Here is a 19,681-nt window from a genome sequence, read left to right on the forward strand (position 1 = left end):
CGGGCTATTTAATGGTTAATACATATGTCGAACAGTTTGGCGATATTGTGGTAATCCACATAGAGGGAATATTTAATATCGACAGCCTCACCAAGATCGAATACGTGTGGATGGCCCAGATCAGAAAAATGCCGCGGGTGATCGCCATCAACTGTCAGAAGCTTGAATCGCTTGATTCATCGGCGATCGGCTTTATCGTCAAGTTTTTCAATTATGCCATGGCCCAGGGCATCATGCTGGTGTTCTACGATTTGAATCCCCTGCTCCAGAAACTTTTTGCGACCGCCAAGCTCGACCGGTATTTTAACATTACATCGCGGTCCGATTTTGAAAACCGCTATGTCCTCCACACGGCGCCCTCCCTGTACGCCTCCTATGAGGTCATGTAGGCCCCCGGCACCTCGCCATCGCGATTGTTATCCGACACGTTCACGGTGAGTGAAGTTATTTCGCGGGGTGACTATTTTTGCTTTATTCCCAGGTTATGCCCGCATTTCGAGCAGGAGCCGCCGGCGAGGTTCTCTATCCTGATATGGTAGCCTGCCCTCCTTATGGCCGTTGCGCCGCAGGAGGGGCAGCGGGTGTCATGTCCCCGTTCATGGGACGAGACGTTGCCGCAGTATACGTAGTCCAGTTTTTTCTCGGCTTCCTCGTGGACCTTCATCATGAAGGCGACATCCGTGGCGTCTCGGTCGTACCGGTAATTGGGGTAGTAGCGGGATATGTGCCACGGTATGGCGCGGTCGACCGAGGCGATGAAGTCGATGATATCCATCATCTCCGTCATATCGTCGTTGATGCCGGTGACCACCAGGGTGGTCAGCTCGATATGGCAGCCCCGCTCATGGGCGAGACGGATCGTCGAGAGCACGTCGGCGAGCCGCGCTTTCTGGACCTTTTTCATGGTGTCTTCGCGAAAGGTTTTCAGGTCTATGTTCATGGCGTCTACGCAGCCGAGGAGCTTTTCCAGGGGCTCCCTGTTGATGAAACCGTTCGTCACCATGACGTTGAGGAGGCCCCCCTCCCTGGCCAGCATGGCCGTGTCATGGACATACTCGTACCAGATGATCGGCTCCGAATAGGTATAGGCGATGCCGATGGAACCCTCCCTGAGGGCCGCGCCGACGATGTCCGCTGATGAATAATAGGAGGTGCGGGCCGCCAGGTCCTGTGAGATATGCCAGTTCTGGCAGTAGGGGCACTTCATGTTGCATCCCTTGGTGCCGATGGAGAGTATGGCCGTTCCGGGATGAAAGTGATAGAGGGGCTTTTTCTCAATGGGATCCATGGCCACGGCCGTGAGGCGGCCGTAGATCTCGCTGATCAGGACGCCGCCGCTGTTTTTGCGGGCGCCGCAAATGCCGTGCTTGCCTTCATTGATGGAGCAATTGTGGGGGCAGAGAAGGCACCGGACCGATCCGGCGCCCTGTTTTTCATAAAAAGCGGCTTCCCGCGCGTTCATGACGCCCTTGCCTGGTGTTATGCCTCTGCTGCTGCCTCTTTGATGGAATCTTTCGCGGAATGCGCGTCGTCGGTTTCTTTATCCGGCTTTTTGCCGTCGCCCTTGATCATTTCACAGGTGCCCTCGAAAACGACGCCGTCGGCGATCTGCAGCTTCGCCGTCCGTATGTTGCCGTAGAGCTTGCCGGTGGCGTGGATCTCCAGCCGCGCCGCGGCTTCGATGTTCCCGTACACGGTGCCCTGCAGAATCACGGTTTTTGCCTTGATGTTAGCCTTGACCACGGATCCTTCCCCGACGACCAGGAAGCCGCCGGAAACGATCTCCCCTTCAAAGTAGCCGTTGATCTGGAGCGATTTCTTGAAGGAGAGGTCGCCGAAGAATTCGGTATCCTTGCTGAATACCGTGGTGATCATGCCGATATCGTATACCGGATTCTTGTTTATCTGGATTACCTTTTTTGTCATTGCCCCTACCTACTTTGTTGTCATGACGAAAACGCCGTCCCAGTTTTCCGCGGGAGGGTTTTCCTTGAAGCTGCGGGAACGCTGGAGATAGAGCTCCGAAGGGCCGTCGCTCGGATTGATGCTGAGCGCCTTCTCGAAGGCCCGGATCGCCTCGTCCCATTTTCGCTGCTTGTACGCAGTAAGGCCCAGGTTATAGTATTTCAGAAGCTCTTCCATTTCCTTGGTGATCATGGGAAACCTCCCCGCGCCTGGTTTGTATCCTCATTTCAAATATAATTCCGGGGTCATTAATTACAACTGAAATTTTTAAAAAACGGGCGCCGTCAGTACGTTCTGCCGAGCAGAAAATCCGAAAGCTCAAAGAGTATGGTCCTGAACTGGGAATCGGGAAAGCGCTTCAGGATCTCGCGGGCCTTCTCTATGTAATCCGCCGCGAAGCGGACCGTGTATTCGATCGAGCCGATGTCCACGAGACGTTTTTTGATCTCCATCCATCCTTCGGGCGTGGGCTTCTCGATATAGCGCTTCAGCCGCTCAAGGTCGCCGGATCCGCCCGTTTCGATGAGGTGCAGGAAGGGAAGGGTGATTTTTCCGTCCTTGAAATCGCTCCCGACGTCCTTCCCTACCTGTTCGGAGGCCTGCATGATGTCAAGGGTGTCGTCGATGATCTGGAAGGCAAAGCCCAGATTGAGGCCGAATTGGTACATTATTTCGCGCTCCTCTTCCGGGAGCCCGGACTTGGTCGCGCCGAGGCGCGTGCATGACGCCATGAAGCGGGCCGTCTTGAGCTCGATGATCGTCAGGTAGTGTTCGCGGCGCGCCTTGTCGAGGTCGGCGTATTCCAGCTGGCAGAGCTCTCCCATGACCATGTCCTTGGTGCCCACCACCATGAGGGGGAATATGGCGGGATCGCCGTCCTGGACCGCGGTGTTGAGGGCCACGGCGTACATGAAATCGCCCACCAGGACCGCCACCTTGTTGCCCCATTTCTTGGGAACGGTGATGTTCCCGCGCCGGAACATCGACTGATCGATGATGTCGTCATGGATGAGGGACGATGCGTGGACGATCTCCGTGGCGGCGGCAAGCTCGATGATTCCCCGGGGGATCTCTCCGCGGAGGCCGCTGGAAAGGATCACCAGGGAGGCCCGTATCCGCTTCCCGCCGCTCAGGAACAGATGGAGCGCGCTCGCGTCGATGACCGGGATGCCGGTCCTAAGGCGCTTTTGTATTTCTTCATCAACCCTCCTGAGATGCTGATCCAGGGGCGCAAGAATATCTTTTAGATCTTTGTCCATGCCGGGTAACGGTATCAATCAAAGGTAGAGAGGCATTCGCGCTGGGATTCGTATATTTCAAACACTTTGTCAAGCATGGTTGTTTCGAACAGCCGCAGAAGGTTGTCGTTGACGATGACAAGCTTGATATCGCCTTCATTGTCCTTGATCCTTCTCTTGATGGCGACCAGGACGCCAAGGGCGGAGCTGCATATATGCTTTACATCCATCATGTCGATGCATATATTGTTTTTTCCATTGTCGAGACAGTTCTGCAGCAACGTTTCAAGCTCTTCCGACCCTTCCTGGTCGATCCTACCGTCTAAAATCAGAATTTCAACGTTATCGGTTGATTTTCTCTTCATATACAGTTCTCCATGCGGTTGAGGTAAATGTATCTGGAAAAAGCGATCGTGTCCTGCATTATTCAGGAATACATCATTATACGGGCATTATGCAATGGTCAATAATTATATTGACCCTGTGTCCATTTTAAAATAAAATTCAAAACTTTTCAAGCCTTTTTACGTCTGTTCGGGCAATAGTCAGGGAAAATACTTGTTCGGCCCCCGCCATCCGCAGCTGCCGGGCGCATTCGTTAATGGTGGCCCCGGTCGTGTACACATCGTCGACAAGAAGGACGCTCTTTCCGGACAGATTAGGCCCTTTGACCGGCTCATATCGTCCCAACGAGTGAATGAAGCGGTCCCTGAGGCCCAGGTCCCGCTGGGCCCCGGCGCCCCGTTTTTCCCTCAGGAGGGCCCGGCCGGGGATTCCCGTCTTTTTTGAGATGAACGATGAGATGCGCTCCGACTGGTTAAAGCCGCGGCGCCATTCTTTCTTTGAGTTCATGGGGACCCAGGTTATGATGTCTGCCGATATGGATCGGCGGACGATTTCCCGTGCGGCCAGTGAGCCCAGGGCGGAATATATCCCGCGGATCCCGCCGAATTTCATTTTCCGGATGGCGCTTTTCATGACGCCGCTGTAATCGGAAAGGGCTATGTGACGCGTGATATACCAGTGCCGGTCGGCGCAGGAAGGACAGGGGGATTTGCCGGCGGGACCGGAACAGAAGGGGCACCCCTCTTCCAGCACGTCGATCCGGCCGGCGCAGGACGGGCACAGACGGCGATCGGCCGAGGCGACCGTGGCGCCGCAGGCGGCGCAGCGCGAAGGGAAAAGGATGTCCAGGAAAATGCCGAGCATTTATCGCCGGTCCCGGTACCTGGTAGGGTCGGGAACGCCGGCGTCCCTGAATCCGTTTTTTCTTATAATGCAGCTATCGCAGGCGCCGCAGGCGAGGCCGCCGGGGCCGGGATCGTAGCAGCTGTGGGTGATGGCGTAATCGACGCCGAGGCGCGCGCCGGTGCGGATGATCTCCGCCTTGCCCATCGCGATGACCGGCGTTTCGATGACGATCCCCGCGCCGGATACGCCGGCCTTCGTGCCCCTGTCCGCCATCGCCTGGAAGGCTTCGAAGAATTCGGGGCGGCAGTCCGGGTAGCCGCTGTAATCCACCGCCGTGGCGCCGATGAATATGCGCGACGCGTCGATCGATTCCGCGAAGGCGAGGCCGTAGGAGAGGAAGAGGATGTTGCGGGCGGGCACGTAGGTGTCGGGGATCTCCCCGCCTGCTTCCGGATCGGCGTTCTTGCGGACTTCGATCGACGTATCGGTCAGGGACGAGCGGAAGATCCCGGCGGGGATATCGATAGTGACGTGGCGCCTGATCAGGAAAAATTCGGCCAGCCTGGCCGCCGACGCGACCTCGACGAGGTGGCGCTGACTGTACCGGAACGTCAGGGCGGACAGCTCAAAGCCGCGGTCAATGGCGATCGCCGCAGTCGTGGCGGAATCGATGCCGCCGCTAAGAAGGATTACCGCCTGTTTGTTCATCCTCGCCTCCACCCGGTATTTCGAATCTGAAGATCGGTTGCTATGCTACGATACCGCGCGCTTTGCCGCAACAAAAAAAGGGGCGCCCCGGTGCCATGGCGGTCACCGTCACTGCAGCCATGGTGTCGGGTTGAATTTCCGCCGCTCCCTGAACGGCCGCGCCAGTCGCCCGGCCAGGGACGGCCTGTTCTCCTTTACCAGGTCTGCGATATGGATGATGATGTGGCCGATCGGTTTCTTCTTCAATAGTTTCAAATCACCGATCCCGGCCGGCCTGTTGGGGGCCTCGTCATAGAGCTGGAACAGCTCTTTTTTGGTCCAGGGGAAATCGTGGCGCAGGACGTTGGGAAGGAGGGCCAGCACGGGCGGCTCGAACAGAAATTCATATCCGGTCGCGTCCAGGAACTTGATGAAGCGGTCATAGGGCTTTTTGCACCGCAGGAGCAGGTATGTGAGCTGCGCCATATCCCGTGCGCTGTAGAGATCCTCATCGTCGATGACGATGACGGGAAAGACGATGTCACGGTATTGATCGAGAAAGTAAGTGTTTAATTTCATGGAATCCTCCCTGAGTCATGGTAACGGTCCGGTGCCATGGGGCGGGGCCGTCTATGGAGGTATACGAACGAGAAGATGTTCTGTTGAAAATTTTCACGCGCTGCGCGCGAATTTTTTCAGCAGGGTGACCTGGTTGCCTTTTTCGTTGTAGGCCACGGAGTCGAAGATGTTCTTCGCCATGGATATGCCCCTCCCGTGGGAAAGGAGGTTCGCGCTGGCGTCCCGGGCGTCACTGCCGGAAAGGGCCCCGTGGCTGAAGCCGTCCCCCTCGTCCGTGATCCGGTAGACGACCTTGGACGGGCTCAGGGAATACTCGATGAGTACCTTGCGGTCCCGGTAGCGGGGGTCCTGGCGGCGGTTCGCGATCAAGGTGAAATAAGTGTCGTTCATTATCGCTTCAGACTTTTCGTTGAAGGATATGCTGAGGTTGCCGTGCTCGATGGCGTTGATGACCAGCTCCCGGAGGGCGATGCGCAGGAGGCTCGCCTGTTTCTGCTCCATGTATTTTTTCAGGTTGCGCGTCAGTCTCTGCGTCACGTCTTCCGCGGCCATGATGTAGTTGTTGATCAGGAAATTTTGCTGCTCGCTGTCGATGAAAGGTATGAGGACATCTTCCTCGACGCTCGTGGCTTTTCCCAGGATTTCGTTCTTGCCCTCGATGTTGATATATTCAAGACGCACCTGCATCTCCTTCGGCTCGGCGATGATGGTCGACTTGAACATGACCTTGAAGCCGAGGGGCTCGCGGTTTGCGAGGAGCTCCCCGAGCTTTTCCCTGACCAGGTTCTTGCTCACCGCGGCGTCGTCGGTTTCGTCGTAAATGAGGTCGAGGAAATTCATGGAGACGATCGATCCGGGATTGACCTTGAGGTGGGTCATGATCGCGTTGTTGGCGGTGATGAAGTTCCACTCCTCGTCAAGGGAGAAGATAATGTCGCTGGAGCCTTCGACGAGGAGCTTGTATTTTTCCTGCGCCTGGATCGTGGCCCGCTGGGCCTCCTTTTTCTCCTGGTTCATGATGTTTATGCGGTCCGCCAGTGCAACGGAGAGGAGGGTCACCTCAAGGGCGGAGCCGATCTGGTTCGCGTATTCGGTGATGAACATGACCGGGATGACGTTGAGCTTGTTCAGCGCGATGAGTACGAGGCCGCAGAGGAAAAAAAGCCACGCCATGAGAAAGAAGCGCGCGGGCCGGTATCCCCGGGCCATGGAAACCACGGCTGAGACGATGGTCACCACCGCGGCAAAGACCATCAGCTTCATCGCCGATTCTATGGCGGTCAGGTAATCGCCGAGGACGGAATAGACCATCGTCATGATGCCGATGACCATGATGGCGACCATGGACCAGAACATGGCCCTGGCCTTGTCCCATAAATGGAGAAAACTCTGGGTGAATATGGCCATCCAGAGGATCGCCAGGCCGATGAGGAAGGGAAGGCTGACCCTGTGCCACCACGGAAGATCCGGCCAGAGGTATTCGAAGGCCATGCCGTTGTAGGCCATCTGCACCATGCCGTAGGTCGCGATGTAAATGACATAGAGGAGGTAGCTCCTGTCGCGTATGAAAAAGAAAAGAATGAGGTTGTAGCACATCATGACAATGATGATACCGTAGTAGACGCCGAGGAGGAGCTTCTCGTTGATCGCTTTTTCCGCAAAGGCTTCCGGAGACCAGAGGGTGAGGGGGAACTGCTTGGAGCAAGAGCCGGCGAAATGGAGATACACGGTCAGGCTTTTCCCCCTGGGCACCGCAATGGAAAAAACAAAATTCCGGTAGCGTAGCTCCCGCCTGTCGAATTTATATATGTCGCCTGTTTGCTTTCGCATATAGGAGCCGTCCCGATCCTTGTAGTAGGCCTCGAAGACATCCATGTGGGGATATTCGAGCTCAAGGAACCAGCGATCGTCGCGGGGAAGGGTGTTGGTAACGCTGAAGCGCACCCAGTAGTCGGTGCTGTTGAAGCCGAAGCTGGGGGACTCGGTTCTGCACGGAACATATCGGTCCGCCATCTCCGGTGACGATGCCTCCCGTATGGTCAGGGCCCCTGTCCTATCCTCGAGAATGGCAATGTGAAGACCCAGGGGGATCCGGGCGCTTTCCGCGGTCAGCATGATGGATCCGGTCTCGGCGGGTGGTCTCGGCGCGGCGGCTCTGCACGGCCTATGCGCGGGCACGATCAGGAGGAGCGCGATGAGGGGCGCTGCGGCAATGAAATTTTTCATGAGATTATTCAATGTCGAAAAATTTGGTTATATGAAGTATCTCAAATGTTTTTTTTATGAAGGGGGAAAGGTTTTTAAGCGTGAACTGCTTGTTGTTTTCATTCATGTGACTGTTGAACTCGACGAGCATGGAGATGACCGTTGAGTCAATGGTGTTTACGTTGATGAAATCAAGAACCAGTCGTTTATCATAATTGTGGGCGGTTTCCAGGAGCTGTCTGAGCAGATCATGGGTGTTATGTATTGTCAGAAGCTTGGTGGTAATGGTTAATGTAACGGCATCATCGACCTGGATGGATATCACGCGCCATTCCTCCCCCTGTTCATAAAACACATCAGAGATGTTAAATGAAATCAAGCCATTTTTACCGTTGCGGCCAAAAATTACTTTAAAACGCAGGCGCCATAGGACATAATAATTGAAAATCCGACATCGTGTCAGTTTCCGGATCGCGATCCATGGTGAAGGCCGATAATAATAATCGGCGGTCCATGCAATTTGTTATTGAAAAAATGTGTATAATTTTCAGAATGATAAGCGGCGCCGTGGCGGGCGCGATATGAAGGCGAGGTCATGCATCCTCGCCTTCATGGCTAGTACAGGAGGATCGGCAGGTGGACAGGGAACGAATAAAGAAGGCCGTCGTCGAGATACTTCTCGCGATCGGCGAGGACCCCGGGCGCAGCGGCCTTGAGGAAACCCCGGACCGGGTGGCGCGGATGTACGAGGACATTTTCGGCGGAGAACAGGAGGACATAGCCAAGGTCCTGGGAAAGGCCCATGAGCTAGAACATGACGAGATGGTGATCGTCAAGGATATACAGTTTTACTCCATGTGCGAGCACCACATGGTGCCGTTTTTCGGGGTCTGCCACATAGGATATATACCTGACAGCAAGCGGATCGTCGGCATCAGCAAGCTGGCCCGCATTGTCGAAGTTTTCAGCAAGAAACTCCAGGTGCAGGAGCACTTTACCACCGAGATCGCCGATGCCATCATGGAACACGTCAAGCCAAAGGGGGTGGGGGTCGTGGTAAAGGCGAGGCACCTGTGCATGGAAATGCGGGGCGTGCGCAAGCCGGGGGCCAGCACCATAACATCCGTGGTGCGGGGCTCTTTCAGGAGCGACATGCGGACCAGGGAGGAATTTCTCAAGCTTATTGAATGAATTAATCTTGACAGATGGTTAAAGGGACATAATACTATTTCCATACCATGATGCAAACCAGGAAAAAAACCAAGATCGCGGTGTTCGTCTCCGGATCCGGGACCAATCTCCAGTCCATTATCGACAAGGCGGAGTCAGGATGGCTACCGGTGGAGGTCGCATGCGTCATATCGGACAAAGAAAAGGCCTTTGGCCTGGAACGGGCCCGAAAGCACGGCATCCCCGCGTTTTTCGTGGACCGTAAGCTGCACGCCCTTCGGGAGGACCATGAAGAGGCGATAATTGCGATACTTAAACAATACGACGTGGAACTGATCGTGCTGGCGGGATACATGCGGCTGCTCACCTCACACCTCATCGGCCAGTACCGTAACAGGATCATCAATATTCATCCCGCGCTGCTGCCCAGTTTCCCGGGAACCGACGGCTATGGCGACGCGTGGCGGTACGGGGTAAAGGTCAGCGGGTGCACCGTTCATTTCGTCGACGAGGGATGCGACACGGGACCGATAATTCTGCAGGGCGTCAACACGGTCGATGAAAGCGACACCCTGGAAAGCTTTCGCGAGCGGGGGCTCAAGATCGAGCACCAGGTGCTGCCCGAAGCGATCAAGCTCTATTGCGAGGGCAGGCTGAAGGTTGATGGCAGAAGAGTAAAAATTCTGTAAAGGAGTGAACCATGGAAAAAGGTTTTGAAGCGCTTTCGCACATGCAATATCCCGGGCGTATTATTATAATCGGAAAAAGTCCGGCCGGAGACGATGTCGTTCTCTATGCCGTCACGGGAAGGAGCCCGTCGAGCCAGGCCCGGAAGTTCGAGAAAGAGAAGAAAACCGTTTTCGTCAAGCCGACCGACGAGAAGACGCTGCAGTCGGGAAACCCTGATCTGCTGATATATCCATCCATCATCGTCGGCAAGTTCAAATGGATCGCGGTGAGCAACGGCAAGCAGACCCCCGATATTGCGGCCCAGTTCAAAAAAGGCATGACTCCCATAGCGGCCCTCGGCAACGCCCTGCGCAACTGGGACTACGAGCCTGACGCGCCGAACCATACGCCCCGCATCAGCGGATGCCTCATCGAGGACGCGGCGCTTTCCATCGTGAAGCGCGCTCCGGACGGCGCGGTTCACCGGATCTATTTTGAGGTCCCGAAGGCTAGCGGAAAGGGAAAGCTCATCGCGACATACACCGGGGTCAACACGGACCCGCTCCCGGTCTTTTCCGGCGAGCCCATCGACGTGGAAATCCCCTATGCTTCCGCCAAGGAGGCCGTGGCGGCGTTCTACAAGGCGCTGGCGCCGGAAAAGGGAAAGGACGATTACCGCGTCGCCGTCGCCGCGGTATACAGGGATGGGGCGGGCAAGATAAAATTCGTCATAAAGAACAGGAACAAGTAATACCTGTCGCGAAAGGATAGGCGCGGTCTCGAGACCGCGCCTATCGTCCGTATATCCACATGTTTTTCTTGACACGGGACCGTGGTGTTGCATCAATCGCATGGTAGCCTGATTTCTTTAATCCCCGGCACAAATTCATCAACGGAGCATAATATGGCAACTGATGTATCTTCATTTAAAGACGCATATAAAAAAGCCATCAAGGGCGATTTCCCCGACGAGGCGATGATCGTTATCGGCACTACCAGGATCCCCCTCAAGAAAGTGGCCTACCAGCTGCGTTACGGGACAAACCCGCACCAGCCCTTCATCGCCTACGCCCCGACGGGCAGCGCGGCCCTTTCCGTGGGCAACCTGGACATCCTCAAGGGTGGGAAGGAGGGACTGTCCCTGACGAACCTCCAGGACATGAGCCAGGCCCTCAACATTCTCAAGTTTTTCGACAAGCCCGCCTGCACGGTGATGAAGCATGTCAACCCCTGCGGCTTCAAGGTCGAAACCGGGGGGGAGCCCATGGCCGAGATCTACCGCATCGCCAGGAACTGCGACGAGCGGAGCGCCTTCGGCTCCATCGTGGGATTAAACCGGAAGGTAGACGCAGCCACGGCGGAGGCGGTGATGGAATCCTTCGTCGAGGGGATCATCGCCCCCGATTACGACCAGGATGCCCTCGCGGTGCTCAGGCGTAATGAAGGTACGAAAAAGCTCAACAACGCCATACGGGTCGCCAAGGTCCCCAACATGGACCGGATACCGAAATTCATCGGCGACGATATCGAGGGGTATTACAACCTCCGCAACCTGATTGACGGGTCCTTCACCCTTGAGGTGCCGTACCTTACCCGGATACGGTCAGCCGCCGATTTTATAGTCGATCCGATGATCCCGAATTCAGACCCGGCGAAGAACGGGGGCAGGGACTATGTCGTGCAGAGAAAGCCCACCGCCGCAGAGCTCGATGACTGCCTCACGGCCTGGTACGTGAACATCAACGTCAGGTCCAACGGCATCGTCTTCGTGAAGGACGGCGCCGCCATAGCCGTCGGGACCGGCGAGCAGGAGCGCGTCGGGGCCGTGGAGCAGGCCATCGACAAGGCGCTGAAGAAGGGTCACAGCCTCAAGGGAGCCGTCATGTCGTCGGACGCATTTTTTCCCCAGCGGGACAGCATCGACACCGTTGCAAAGGAGGGGGTCACCGCCGTCGTGTGGCCTGCCGGGTCTATGAACGACGCGCTGGTGATCGAGGCCGCCAACGAGCATTCGATTGCCCTCATGGCCACGCTGGAGCGGTGTTTCCTGCATATATAACTTAATTGGATCATGTAAGCCATCTTCCCCCTCCCTCGATGGGAGGGGATAGGGGAGGGTGATAATATGCATGGAGAAGTACAGTCATGTTGCACCCCCACCCTTCCCTCCCCCGTCAAGGGGGAGGGTATCCCTTGAAAACTTGATAGTTAATGATATCCATCACCCACTCTCATAATTTTTTATTAATAACTTGATTTCTTCGGCGATACCATTACCATAGAACAGGGATGGGGGAATAGTGATGGCCAACGCGCGAATCCTGGTTGCGGAAGACGACGCCATATCCGGCAAGTATATACAAAAAACACTGCAGGACAATGGTTATGACGTGCCGGCCGTTCTCATGGCGGGCGAAGAGCTGGTGGATAATATACACACCATCAATCCCGACCTCATACTCATGGACATCAAGCTCCAGGGCGACAGCGACGGCATCGATACGGCCAGGCACATCCTGTCGCAGTATGATGTTCCCGTCATCTACATGACCGCCCACGTGGACCCCGATACGGTCGGCAGGGCCAAGACGACCAATCCCTACGGCTATCTGGTGAAGCCGTTCAACATGAACGAGCTCATTATTGCCATCGATTTCACCCTTTACCGCCACCAGATGGAGAAAAAGCTCAAGAAGACCCAGGAGCGCTACCGGGCCATTGTGGAGTCGATGCCCCTCATGATCTGCCGGTTCCTTCCCGGCGACAGCGTGATCACCTTCGTCAACGATGAATACTGCCGCTATTTCAACCTCAGGCGGGAGGACCTTCTCGGAACCAGCTTCCTGGACCGCATGCCCGAATACGAGCGGGACAGGATCGGCGGTCATCACCTGACCTTGAGCCGGGAGAAGCCGCTGCTGAATTACGAGTGCGGCGTTCCCGGTCCCGCCGGCGAGCGGTGGCAGCACTGGACGGTGCAGGCGCTCTACGACGATATGGACAACCTCGCCGAGTACCAGGCCATTGGAAGGGATATAACGGAAAGTATGCGGGCCAAGGAGGCCATCCGCGTGTCCGAGGAGAAGTTTTCCAGGGCCTTCCATTCAAGTCCCGCCGGCATGGCCATCATCCTGTTGAAGGATGGTACGTTTATAGATGTCAACCTGAACTTTGCCCGCATAAGCGGTTTCAACCGGGACGAGCTCCTGGGCACCCCGATAACATCGCTGGAAATATATACGGCTCCTGACGACAGGCAGGCCATAACCGACGCCATAGAGAAGAAGGGCGTGGTCCACGACCACGAGATCCATGTGAAGACGAGGACCGGCGATCTCCGCACGGTGATCGTTTCCGCGGAAATCATACAGGTTGCAGACAACCGGTGCCTCCTGGTCGTCGCGAGGGACATTACCGAAAGGCTGCTCATCGAGGAGACCCTTCGCAGGAGCGAGCGCCAGTACCGTCTCCTGGCCGATAACATGTTCGACCTGGTGGGGATGTGCGATGTCAACGCCAATTTCACCTATGTGAGCCCTTCCTACGGGACGGCGCTGGGCTATTCGGAGAAGGAGCTCTTGGGCAGGCCGATCTACTGCCTTGTTCATCCCGATGACCTGCCGGGCGTCCTCGCGACGATCAAGGCGAACCGGTACAGCGGCAACAAGGTCGTGGCGGTATACCGGATGATTCATAAGGACGGGCGCGTCCTCTGGTTCGAGTCGAACGGCAAGGTCGTCAGCAGGGACAACGGGGTGGTCATGGGAGCGGTCTTTTCCTCGAGGGAAATTTCGGACCGGAAGGTCATTGAGGACAGCCTCCGCATGGCCCAGCGGCAGCTCATGGAGATCATCGATTTTTTCCCGGACGCGACCTTCGTCATTGACAAGGAAAAAAAGGTCATTACCTGGAACAGAGCGATGGAAAAGATGACGGGCGTTCCCGAGGAGGCCATGCTGGGCAAGGGGGATTACGAATACGCCATCCCGTTCTTCGGCGAGAGGCGGCCCATCCTGATCGACCTGGTAGGCGAGGAGGTCCCGCGGAACAATGGGCACTACCTGACCTTTTCCAGTGACGGCGACTCCATTATCGCGGAATCGTATATTCCGTCGCTCCCCTTCACCATGAAGGAGACCTACCTGTGGGGCAAGGCCTCTCCCCTCTATGACGGCCACGGGGCCATCATCGGGGCCATCGAGATAATTCGGGACATCACCGAGATCAAGCGCATCGAGATGGCCCTGCGCGAAAGCGAGGAAAAGTTCCGCCACCTCTTCGAGGAGTCGGCCGACGCCCAGTTCCTCATCGACGACAAGAGGATTATCGATTGCAACGTGGCCGCGATAAACCTCTTCAGCGCCGGACGGAAGGAGGTGCTCCTGGGAAAGTCGCCCCACGAGCTCTCCCCTGAGTTCCTGCCCGACGGCACCCTCACGGAGCTGAGAATGAACGAGATCATGAAGTTCGTGTTCGAGATGGACAGCCTCAGCTTCGAGTGGGTGCATCTCTGCTTTGACGGCCGGCAGGCGCCGGTGGACATTACCTTCACGGTGGTCCCCATAGCCGGCAAGCTGATGATCCACGCGGTCCTGAAGGATATCACCCTGCGCAAGCTCGCCCAGGAGGCGCTGCGGAAGAGCGAGGAGCGGTACCGGGTGCTGGTGGAGACGATGAGCGACGGCCTTGTCCAGGGCGACGGCGCCGGGACGATCACTTTCGTCAATGACCGATTCTGCGAGATGGTCGGCGCCCTGAAGGACGACATCATCGGTAATTCCATACTCAACCTCATTCATGAGGACGACCGGGAGAATTTCATGGAGCAGGTGCGCGGAAAGGAGAGCCTGCGAAAGAGCGCCTTTGAGATAAAGCTGAAATCGAAATCGGACGGAAACATAGACGCCATCGTGTCGCCCCGTCCCCTCATCGACGACAGGGGCCACATCGCGGGCATTGTGGCGGTCTTTACGGATATCACCGAGCGGAAATACCTCGAGCGCCAGGCCCTTGAGATCAGCATGAAGGAGCAGCAGCGCATCGGCCGGGATCTTCATGACGACCTCGGGCAGATCCTCACGGGGACCGGCTTCCTGTGCGAGTCCCTTGTGAGAAAGCTGTCGAACAGGTCCCTGCCCGAGGCCGAGGATGCGCGGGGGGTTTTCGCCCTTATCAACGAGGCCAAGGACCATACCAGGATGCTGTCACGCGGATTGTCGCCGATGGAGATCGATTCAGGCGGCATCGTCGCTGCCCTGGAGCGCTTCGCCCGCACCGTCGAGGGCATTTACTCTGTGTCCTTTACCCTGAATATCGACCCGGCCATCACTATCAATGATAGCATGGTGGAGACGCAGTTTCATTATATCGTCCAGGAATCGGTGACCAATGCCATCAAGCACGGGAAGGCCAATACCATTGCGGTGACCCTGAATAAAAACAAGGGGAGGATCCATGTCAGCATCACCGATGACGGCATCGGGATCCCATCGGACATCGACAGCCACAAGGGGATGGGACTCAGGATAATGCATTACCGCGCCAACGCCATCGGGGCTTCTTTGAAGATAACGAAAAACAGGGGCAGGGGCACCACGGTATCGTGTATCTGGCGGTGATGCGGGAGCCGCCCCGGCAATGGAACATGCCGCGCAGCAAGGCGCGGGGGATTTCGCTCTTTGCGATAAAATATATTGACAGGCTGCTTGAATGAAGTATAATCGAGGCCTTGATTTGACAGGAAGAGGCTGATGACAAAAAACAAGGTTTTAATAGTCGATGATCACCCCGTGGTGCGCCAGGGACTGGCGGCCTTCATCAATGGCGAGGAGGATTTTATCGTCTGCGGCGATGCCGAAGACGCGGATACCGCCATCCGGATAATTAACGACCTGAAGCCTGACATCATTATCGCGGACCTCTCCCTCAAGGGAGCCGGCGGCATTGAGCTCACCGCCGCTATAAAATCGCGTTTTAACATCCCTGTCCTGATACTTTCGATGCATGACGAGAATTTTTACGCCGAGCGGGCGATCCGGGCCGGGGCCCGGGGATACGTCATGAAAAAGGAGTCCATGGAGGTCGTCATCAGGGCGCTCCGCGACATCCTTGCGGGCAGGATCTACGTAAGCGAGGACCTGAAGGAAAGGCTCCTGGGCAGGCTCCTGACCACGCCGGAAATTCGGCAGTCTCCCCTTGAGAGCCTCACGAACAGGGAGATGGACGTATTCCAGCTTATCGGGAGGGGGCTTTCGAACCGCCATATTGCGCAGGAGCTTTCTCTCAGCGTTAAAACCGTGGAGACATATCGTTCCCGAATAATCGAAAAATTAAAGTTGAAAGATTCAGGAGAGCTTGTGCAATTTGCCATCCAGTGGAATCAGAGCAGTAGTCCTGAAAGCCATTGATCTCCAGACTTTTATCGCGCCTGTAGGTGGATTCCCCTACAAAAATTTTCGTCTTTCACCCTCAATCAAATAACTTTTTCAGGGATTGCATTTCATATGTAGTATGTTGTATATTACAAGAGTTAACGGTCTCAAATACTGCTTATTGTAAGTGGAGGTTTTGCTTTCAGTTAAGCTTTAGAGACAGAATGTTATCCTGCTCTCTACAGTATACGGCACAATAAACTACACCTTGAAACAGAAGTGGATGAATGTGTTACCCAAACAACAATGTTTCATATCCCCCCCCATTTTTCTCCATGCCGCGTACTGTAGATGAGCAGTTTTTCTTTTTATCCCACTGCTCATCGAATTAAATCTTATCTTTAACTTTTTTAATTTTTGTACACTTTTTTATGATAGTTATCGGTGTTAAGACCGTTAGTTATCGGTGCCTGGCAGGATAAATCCCCCTGCATATCCGGTTTCCGCCTCTGTGGTAATTCAATCCCTTCGTTCATCCATATCTCCTGCCGATAGTTATCGGTGATATCCTCTTTTTATATATAAATTAATGTTTTCAAAAATATTAATATGTCTAGAATAGCAATAAAAGATAAAAAATCACAAAAAAATTGTTATATAGTTATAAAACATTAATTTATGATTATATTTCCAAATAATCGTTATTAAATCATTATAAAAACCCCCCATTGCCCTCAACATTGTCACCAAAGGTGGCGAGAATTCGAATAGGGATACGTATCCCTACTTTACTCTGTGAGATCTTTGAAAACTTTATTAAACTGGGTAGGCTAATCTGTACAGAGAGTTCCAGTCTTGTATAGGCCCAAATATAAGCCTGGAATGTCTCGCCCCGGCTGTTGCGGAAAGGCTTCAGCCGCTTAACTGGTGTATTCATTCGATTCCGCCGCCCTCGGAATCAGAATGGCATGGAAGCCAGAATACTAGTCTCAACAAAGGAGTGTAAAATGATAATTAATCACAACATGAGTGCGATTAATGCCAACCGGACGATCAAGTTCAAGGATTGGGATCTCCAGGGAAACATGGAGAAACTGTCCTCCGGACTCAGGATCAACAAGGCAGGCGATGACGCGTCCGGACTGGCCGTATCCGAAAAGATGCGGACCCAGATCCAGGGATTGCGCCAGGCTGAGAGGAACACCGAGGACGGCATGTCCTTCATACAGACCGCCGAAGGTTATCTCAACCAGACCTCGTCCATTATCCAGCGCATCAGGGTACTGGCTGTACAGGCTGCTAACGGTATTTATTCCAATGAAGACCGTCAGCTCATACAGGTAGAGGTTTCCGCCCTTGTCGACGAAGTTGACAGGATCGCGTCTCAGGCGGAGTTCAACAGGTTTAAATTACTGACTGGAAGCTATTCCAGGACCAATCCCAAGGCGAGCATGTGGTTCCAACTCGGGGCCAACATGAACCAGCGCAAACGGGTGTACATCGGGACGATGACGGCGCAAGCCCTCAAGTTCCGCGATGGCACCGGTAAAATCATCGTTTCGCTGTCGGCCCCGCAAGGCGCCAACTCCGCCATAGGGATCATGGATCAGTCACTGCAGCGAATAGGCAAGCAGCGGGCCGACCTCGGCGCCTATTACAACAGGCTCGATATGACCGCGAAAGGTCTCATGGCTGCGTATGAGAATACGCAGGCATCGGAATCGCGGATCCGGGACGTTGACATGGCCGAGGAAATGTCGGAGTTTTCGAGAAATCAAATTCTCCAGCATACCGGAACGGCAATGCTTGCCCAGGCGAATGTCCTTGGTCAATCAGTATTAAAACTACTGGGTACCTAGCAGTACCGGTAATGATCTCACGAGTAAAGAGACAAAGGTTCTTTGAAAATTCAGCGCGATTCTCACCCCTCCTGGTGAGGCCCGACTGTCCTGCGCCCGGCTGTTTCGGCAGCCCGTGATGCGGGGAGGGCATCACCGGCTGCCGGAATATCCGGAGCCGGTGTTGTCGTGATTATGGGCAGTCAGGGCAGCACAACAAGGAGCTAACCTTCGGACCGGCTGCGGTCCCGGCCGTTCCATGATGGAGCGGCTGAAAAACCTGCGATTCGGGCCGGGCAGGCCTGGCCGCGGAATACACTAAGGGAGGGAACCAATGAGAATCAATCACAACATGAGTGCCGTATTCGCAGCGAGGCGCTTGAAGGAAGTGGCGGTCCAGATGGACAAGAGCATCGAACGGCTCTCATCCGGCGAGCGGATCAATACTGCGGGCGATGATGCCTCCGGTCTGGCCGTGTCCCAGAAGATGCGGACCCAGATTAACGGCCTGGTCCAGGCTGAAAAGAACGCCCAGAACGGGCTTTCTTTTATCCAGGTCGCGGAGGGATCATTGCAGCAGATTAATGATATCATGCAGCGGATCAGGGTTCTTTCGGTGCAGTCGGCCAACGGGATTTATTCCCGGGACGATCGGGTTCAGATACAGGTTGAGGTATCTCAGCTTATAGACGAGGTCGATCGTATCGCCTCTTCCTCGGAGTTCAACCGGATGAAGATGCTCCGGGGAGAATATGCCAAGAACAGCAAAATCAGCAGCATGTTTTTCCATGTGGGCGCCAATCAGGATCAGCGGGTCAGGGTGTATATCGCCACTGTCAGCTCGAAAGCCTTCAACCTGGTAAGTGAGGGGAACACAAAGCGGACGATTTCAACGGTGGCCGGCGCAAATGCGATGATAGGTTATGTCGATTCGGCTCTTGATAAGCTGAACCGGCAGCGGGCAGACCTTGGAGCGTATTACAACCGGCTCGAAAACACGATAAAAGCACTGACCCAGACATACGAGAACATGATGTCGGCGGATTCACGGTTACGCGATACGGATATGGCAACTGAAATGGTTGAATTCACAAAGGACCAGATTCTCGTTCAAACCAGTGTCGCAATGCTGGCCCAGGTCAACAACAAGCCTAAGCTGGTATTGAAACTGTTTGAGTGAGAATAACTCTAATGCGGAGTATCTATGCAGTGCGGATGTCTCCGGTCCTCTTCGGTCCTTCTGCCCGGGTAGCGCTGCCCGGACCGGAGGCCGAAGGGGGACAATTTTTTAATTAAAAGGGAGGTTGAGAGATTGGGTCTCTCGTTAACATGGAGGTTAATTATGTACGTTAAAAATGTCAGTTACGATTCGGTGGATCCCGGCGGAGCCTATGCCCGCAAGGGAGAAATGGCGCAGGATGCGCCCGTTGTCACCCAGGCCCAGCATGTTCAGAAACCGCAGACCCAGAATGCGCAGCGAGAGCTGAGCAGGGAAGAGGTTTCAGAAGTCGTCGATAGACTGAACAAGGGCGTGAAGGAAATACACGAGCGCATGTCTTTCTCGTATCACGAAAAGACGCAGCGAATCATTGTCAAGGTCATGAAGAACGATTCCGACGAGGTCATACGGGAAATCCCTTCAAAGGAAGCGATAAGGCTTCTGGAGCATATCCAGGATTTTCTCGGTATGATAGTTGATGAATCGCGATAGCTGATTTCGCGGCGTAGGGACGTTGGCAGTAATATGTTTTTGCGAAAGGGGACCGAA

The 19,681-nt window shown here is 54.9% G+C and carries 20 protein-coding genes; 10 read left to right on the forward strand and 10 right to left on the reverse strand.

What is annotated here, in order from left to right; all coding sequences use genetic code 11:
• The first annotated feature begins 11 nt into the window (after positions 1 to 11).
• A complete protein-coding gene (locus tag KA369_15240) occupies positions 12 to 389 on the forward strand; it encodes an STAS domain-containing protein (GenBank protein ID MBP7737333.1) in 378 nt (125 codons plus the stop codon).
• Between the two features lie 71 nt (positions 390 to 460).
• On the opposite strand, the gene amrS is transcribed toward KA369_15240, so the two are convergent.
• The 10 genes from amrS to KA369_15290 form a co-directional block, all read right to left on the reverse strand.
• Positions 461 to 1,462, reverse strand: coding sequence for an AmmeMemoRadiSam system radical SAM enzyme (gene amrS / locus KA369_15245; GenBank protein MBP7737334.1), 1,002 nt, complete (start codon positions 1,460 to 1,462; stop codon positions 461 to 463).
• A gap of 17 nt (positions 1,463 to 1,479) precedes the next feature.
• On the reverse strand, positions 1,480 to 1,926 hold the full coding sequence (locus tag KA369_15250) for a polymer-forming cytoskeletal protein (GenBank protein MBP7737335.1): 447 nt from the start codon (positions 1,924 to 1,926) through the stop codon (positions 1,480 to 1,482).
• 9 nt (positions 1,927 to 1,935) lie between these two features.
• Positions 1,936 to 2,157: a tetratricopeptide repeat protein gene (locus KA369_15255; protein MBP7737336.1), complete on the reverse strand. Its 222-nt coding sequence runs from the start codon at positions 2,155 to 2,157 to the stop codon at positions 1,936 to 1,938.
• A 92-nt stretch (positions 2,158 to 2,249) separates the two neighbouring features.
• Positions 2,250 to 3,224, reverse strand: coding sequence for a polyprenyl synthetase family protein (locus tag KA369_15260; protein MBP7737337.1), 975 nt, complete (start codon positions 3,222 to 3,224; stop codon positions 2,250 to 2,252).
• A gap of 14 nt (positions 3,225 to 3,238) precedes the next feature.
• Positions 3,239 to 3,568 (reverse strand): STAS domain-containing protein, encoded by a 330-nt coding sequence (locus KA369_15265; GenBank protein ID MBP7737338.1) that lies wholly within the window; start codon positions 3,566 to 3,568, stop codon positions 3,239 to 3,241.
• Positions 3,569 to 3,707: 139 nt separating this feature from the next.
• Positions 3,708 to 4,412: a ComF family protein gene (locus KA369_15270; protein MBP7737339.1), complete on the reverse strand. Its 705-nt coding sequence runs from the start codon at positions 4,410 to 4,412 to the stop codon at positions 3,708 to 3,710.
• Positions 4,413 to 5,102 (reverse strand): 7-cyano-7-deazaguanine synthase QueC, encoded by a 690-nt coding sequence (gene queC, locus KA369_15275; GenBank protein MBP7737340.1) that lies wholly within the window; start codon positions 5,100 to 5,102, stop codon positions 4,413 to 4,415.
• 108 nt (positions 5,103 to 5,210) lie between these two features.
• A complete protein-coding gene (locus KA369_15280; GenBank protein ID MBP7737341.1) occupies positions 5,211 to 5,660 on the reverse strand; it encodes a hypothetical protein in 450 nt (149 codons plus the stop codon).
• A 93-nt stretch (positions 5,661 to 5,753) separates the two neighbouring features.
• Positions 5,754 to 7,886, reverse strand: coding sequence for an ATP-binding protein (locus KA369_15285; GenBank protein ID MBP7737342.1), 2,133 nt, complete (start codon positions 7,884 to 7,886; stop codon positions 5,754 to 5,756).
• Between the two features lie 4 nt (positions 7,887 to 7,890).
• Complete coding sequence (locus KA369_15290) at positions 7,891 to 8,190, reverse strand: STAS domain-containing protein (GenBank protein ID MBP7737343.1); 300 nt, start codon at positions 8,188 to 8,190, stop codon at positions 7,891 to 7,893.
• A gap of 311 nt (positions 8,191 to 8,501) precedes the next feature.
• On the opposite strand from KA369_15290, the gene folE reads away from it, so the two are divergent.
• The 9 genes from folE (at position 8,502) to KA369_15335 (ending at position 19,624) form a co-directional block, all read left to right on the forward strand.
• Positions 8,502 to 9,056, forward strand: coding sequence for a GTP cyclohydrolase I FolE (folE, locus tag KA369_15295; GenBank protein ID MBP7737344.1), 555 nt, complete (start codon positions 8,502 to 8,504; stop codon positions 9,054 to 9,056).
• Between the two features lie 50 nt (positions 9,057 to 9,106).
• Entirely contained in the window at positions 9,107 to 9,724 is a 618-nt protein-coding gene (locus tag KA369_15300) for a phosphoribosylglycinamide formyltransferase (GenBank protein ID MBP7737345.1), read from the forward strand.
• An 11-nt stretch (positions 9,725 to 9,735) separates the two neighbouring features.
• Positions 9,736 to 10,455: a hypothetical protein gene (locus KA369_15305; protein ID MBP7737346.1), complete on the forward strand. Its 720-nt coding sequence runs from the start codon at positions 9,736 to 9,738 to the stop codon at positions 10,453 to 10,455.
• 153 nt (positions 10,456 to 10,608) lie between these two features.
• A complete protein-coding gene (locus KA369_15310) occupies positions 10,609 to 11,763 on the forward strand; it encodes an IMP cyclohydrolase (protein ID MBP7737347.1) in 1,155 nt (384 codons plus the stop codon).
• A gap of 244 nt (positions 11,764 to 12,007) precedes the next feature.
• A complete protein-coding gene (locus KA369_15315) occupies positions 12,008 to 15,322 on the forward strand; it encodes a PAS domain S-box protein (protein ID MBP7737348.1) in 3,315 nt (1,104 codons plus the stop codon).
• A gap of 132 nt (positions 15,323 to 15,454) precedes the next feature.
• A complete protein-coding gene (locus tag KA369_15320; GenBank protein MBP7737349.1) occupies positions 15,455 to 16,111 on the forward strand; it encodes a response regulator transcription factor in 657 nt (218 codons plus the stop codon).
• Positions 16,112 to 17,082: 971 nt separating this feature from the next.
• Complete coding sequence (locus tag KA369_15325) at positions 17,083 to 17,934, forward strand: flagellin (protein ID MBP7737350.1); 852 nt, start codon at positions 17,083 to 17,085, stop codon at positions 17,932 to 17,934.
• Positions 17,935 to 18,247: 313 nt separating this feature from the next.
• Positions 18,248 to 19,093, forward strand: coding sequence for a flagellin (locus tag KA369_15330; protein ID MBP7737351.1), 846 nt, complete (start codon positions 18,248 to 18,250; stop codon positions 19,091 to 19,093).
• A gap of 162 nt (positions 19,094 to 19,255) precedes the next feature.
• A complete protein-coding gene (locus KA369_15335) occupies positions 19,256 to 19,624 on the forward strand; it encodes a flagellar protein FlaG (GenBank protein MBP7737352.1) in 369 nt (122 codons plus the stop codon).
• Positions 19,625 to 19,681: the final 57 nt, after the last annotated feature.

The organism is Spirochaetota bacterium, from assembly GCA_017999915.1.
Taxonomy (GTDB): domain Bacteria; phylum Spirochaetota; class UBA4802; order UBA4802; family UBA5550; genus RBG-16-49-21.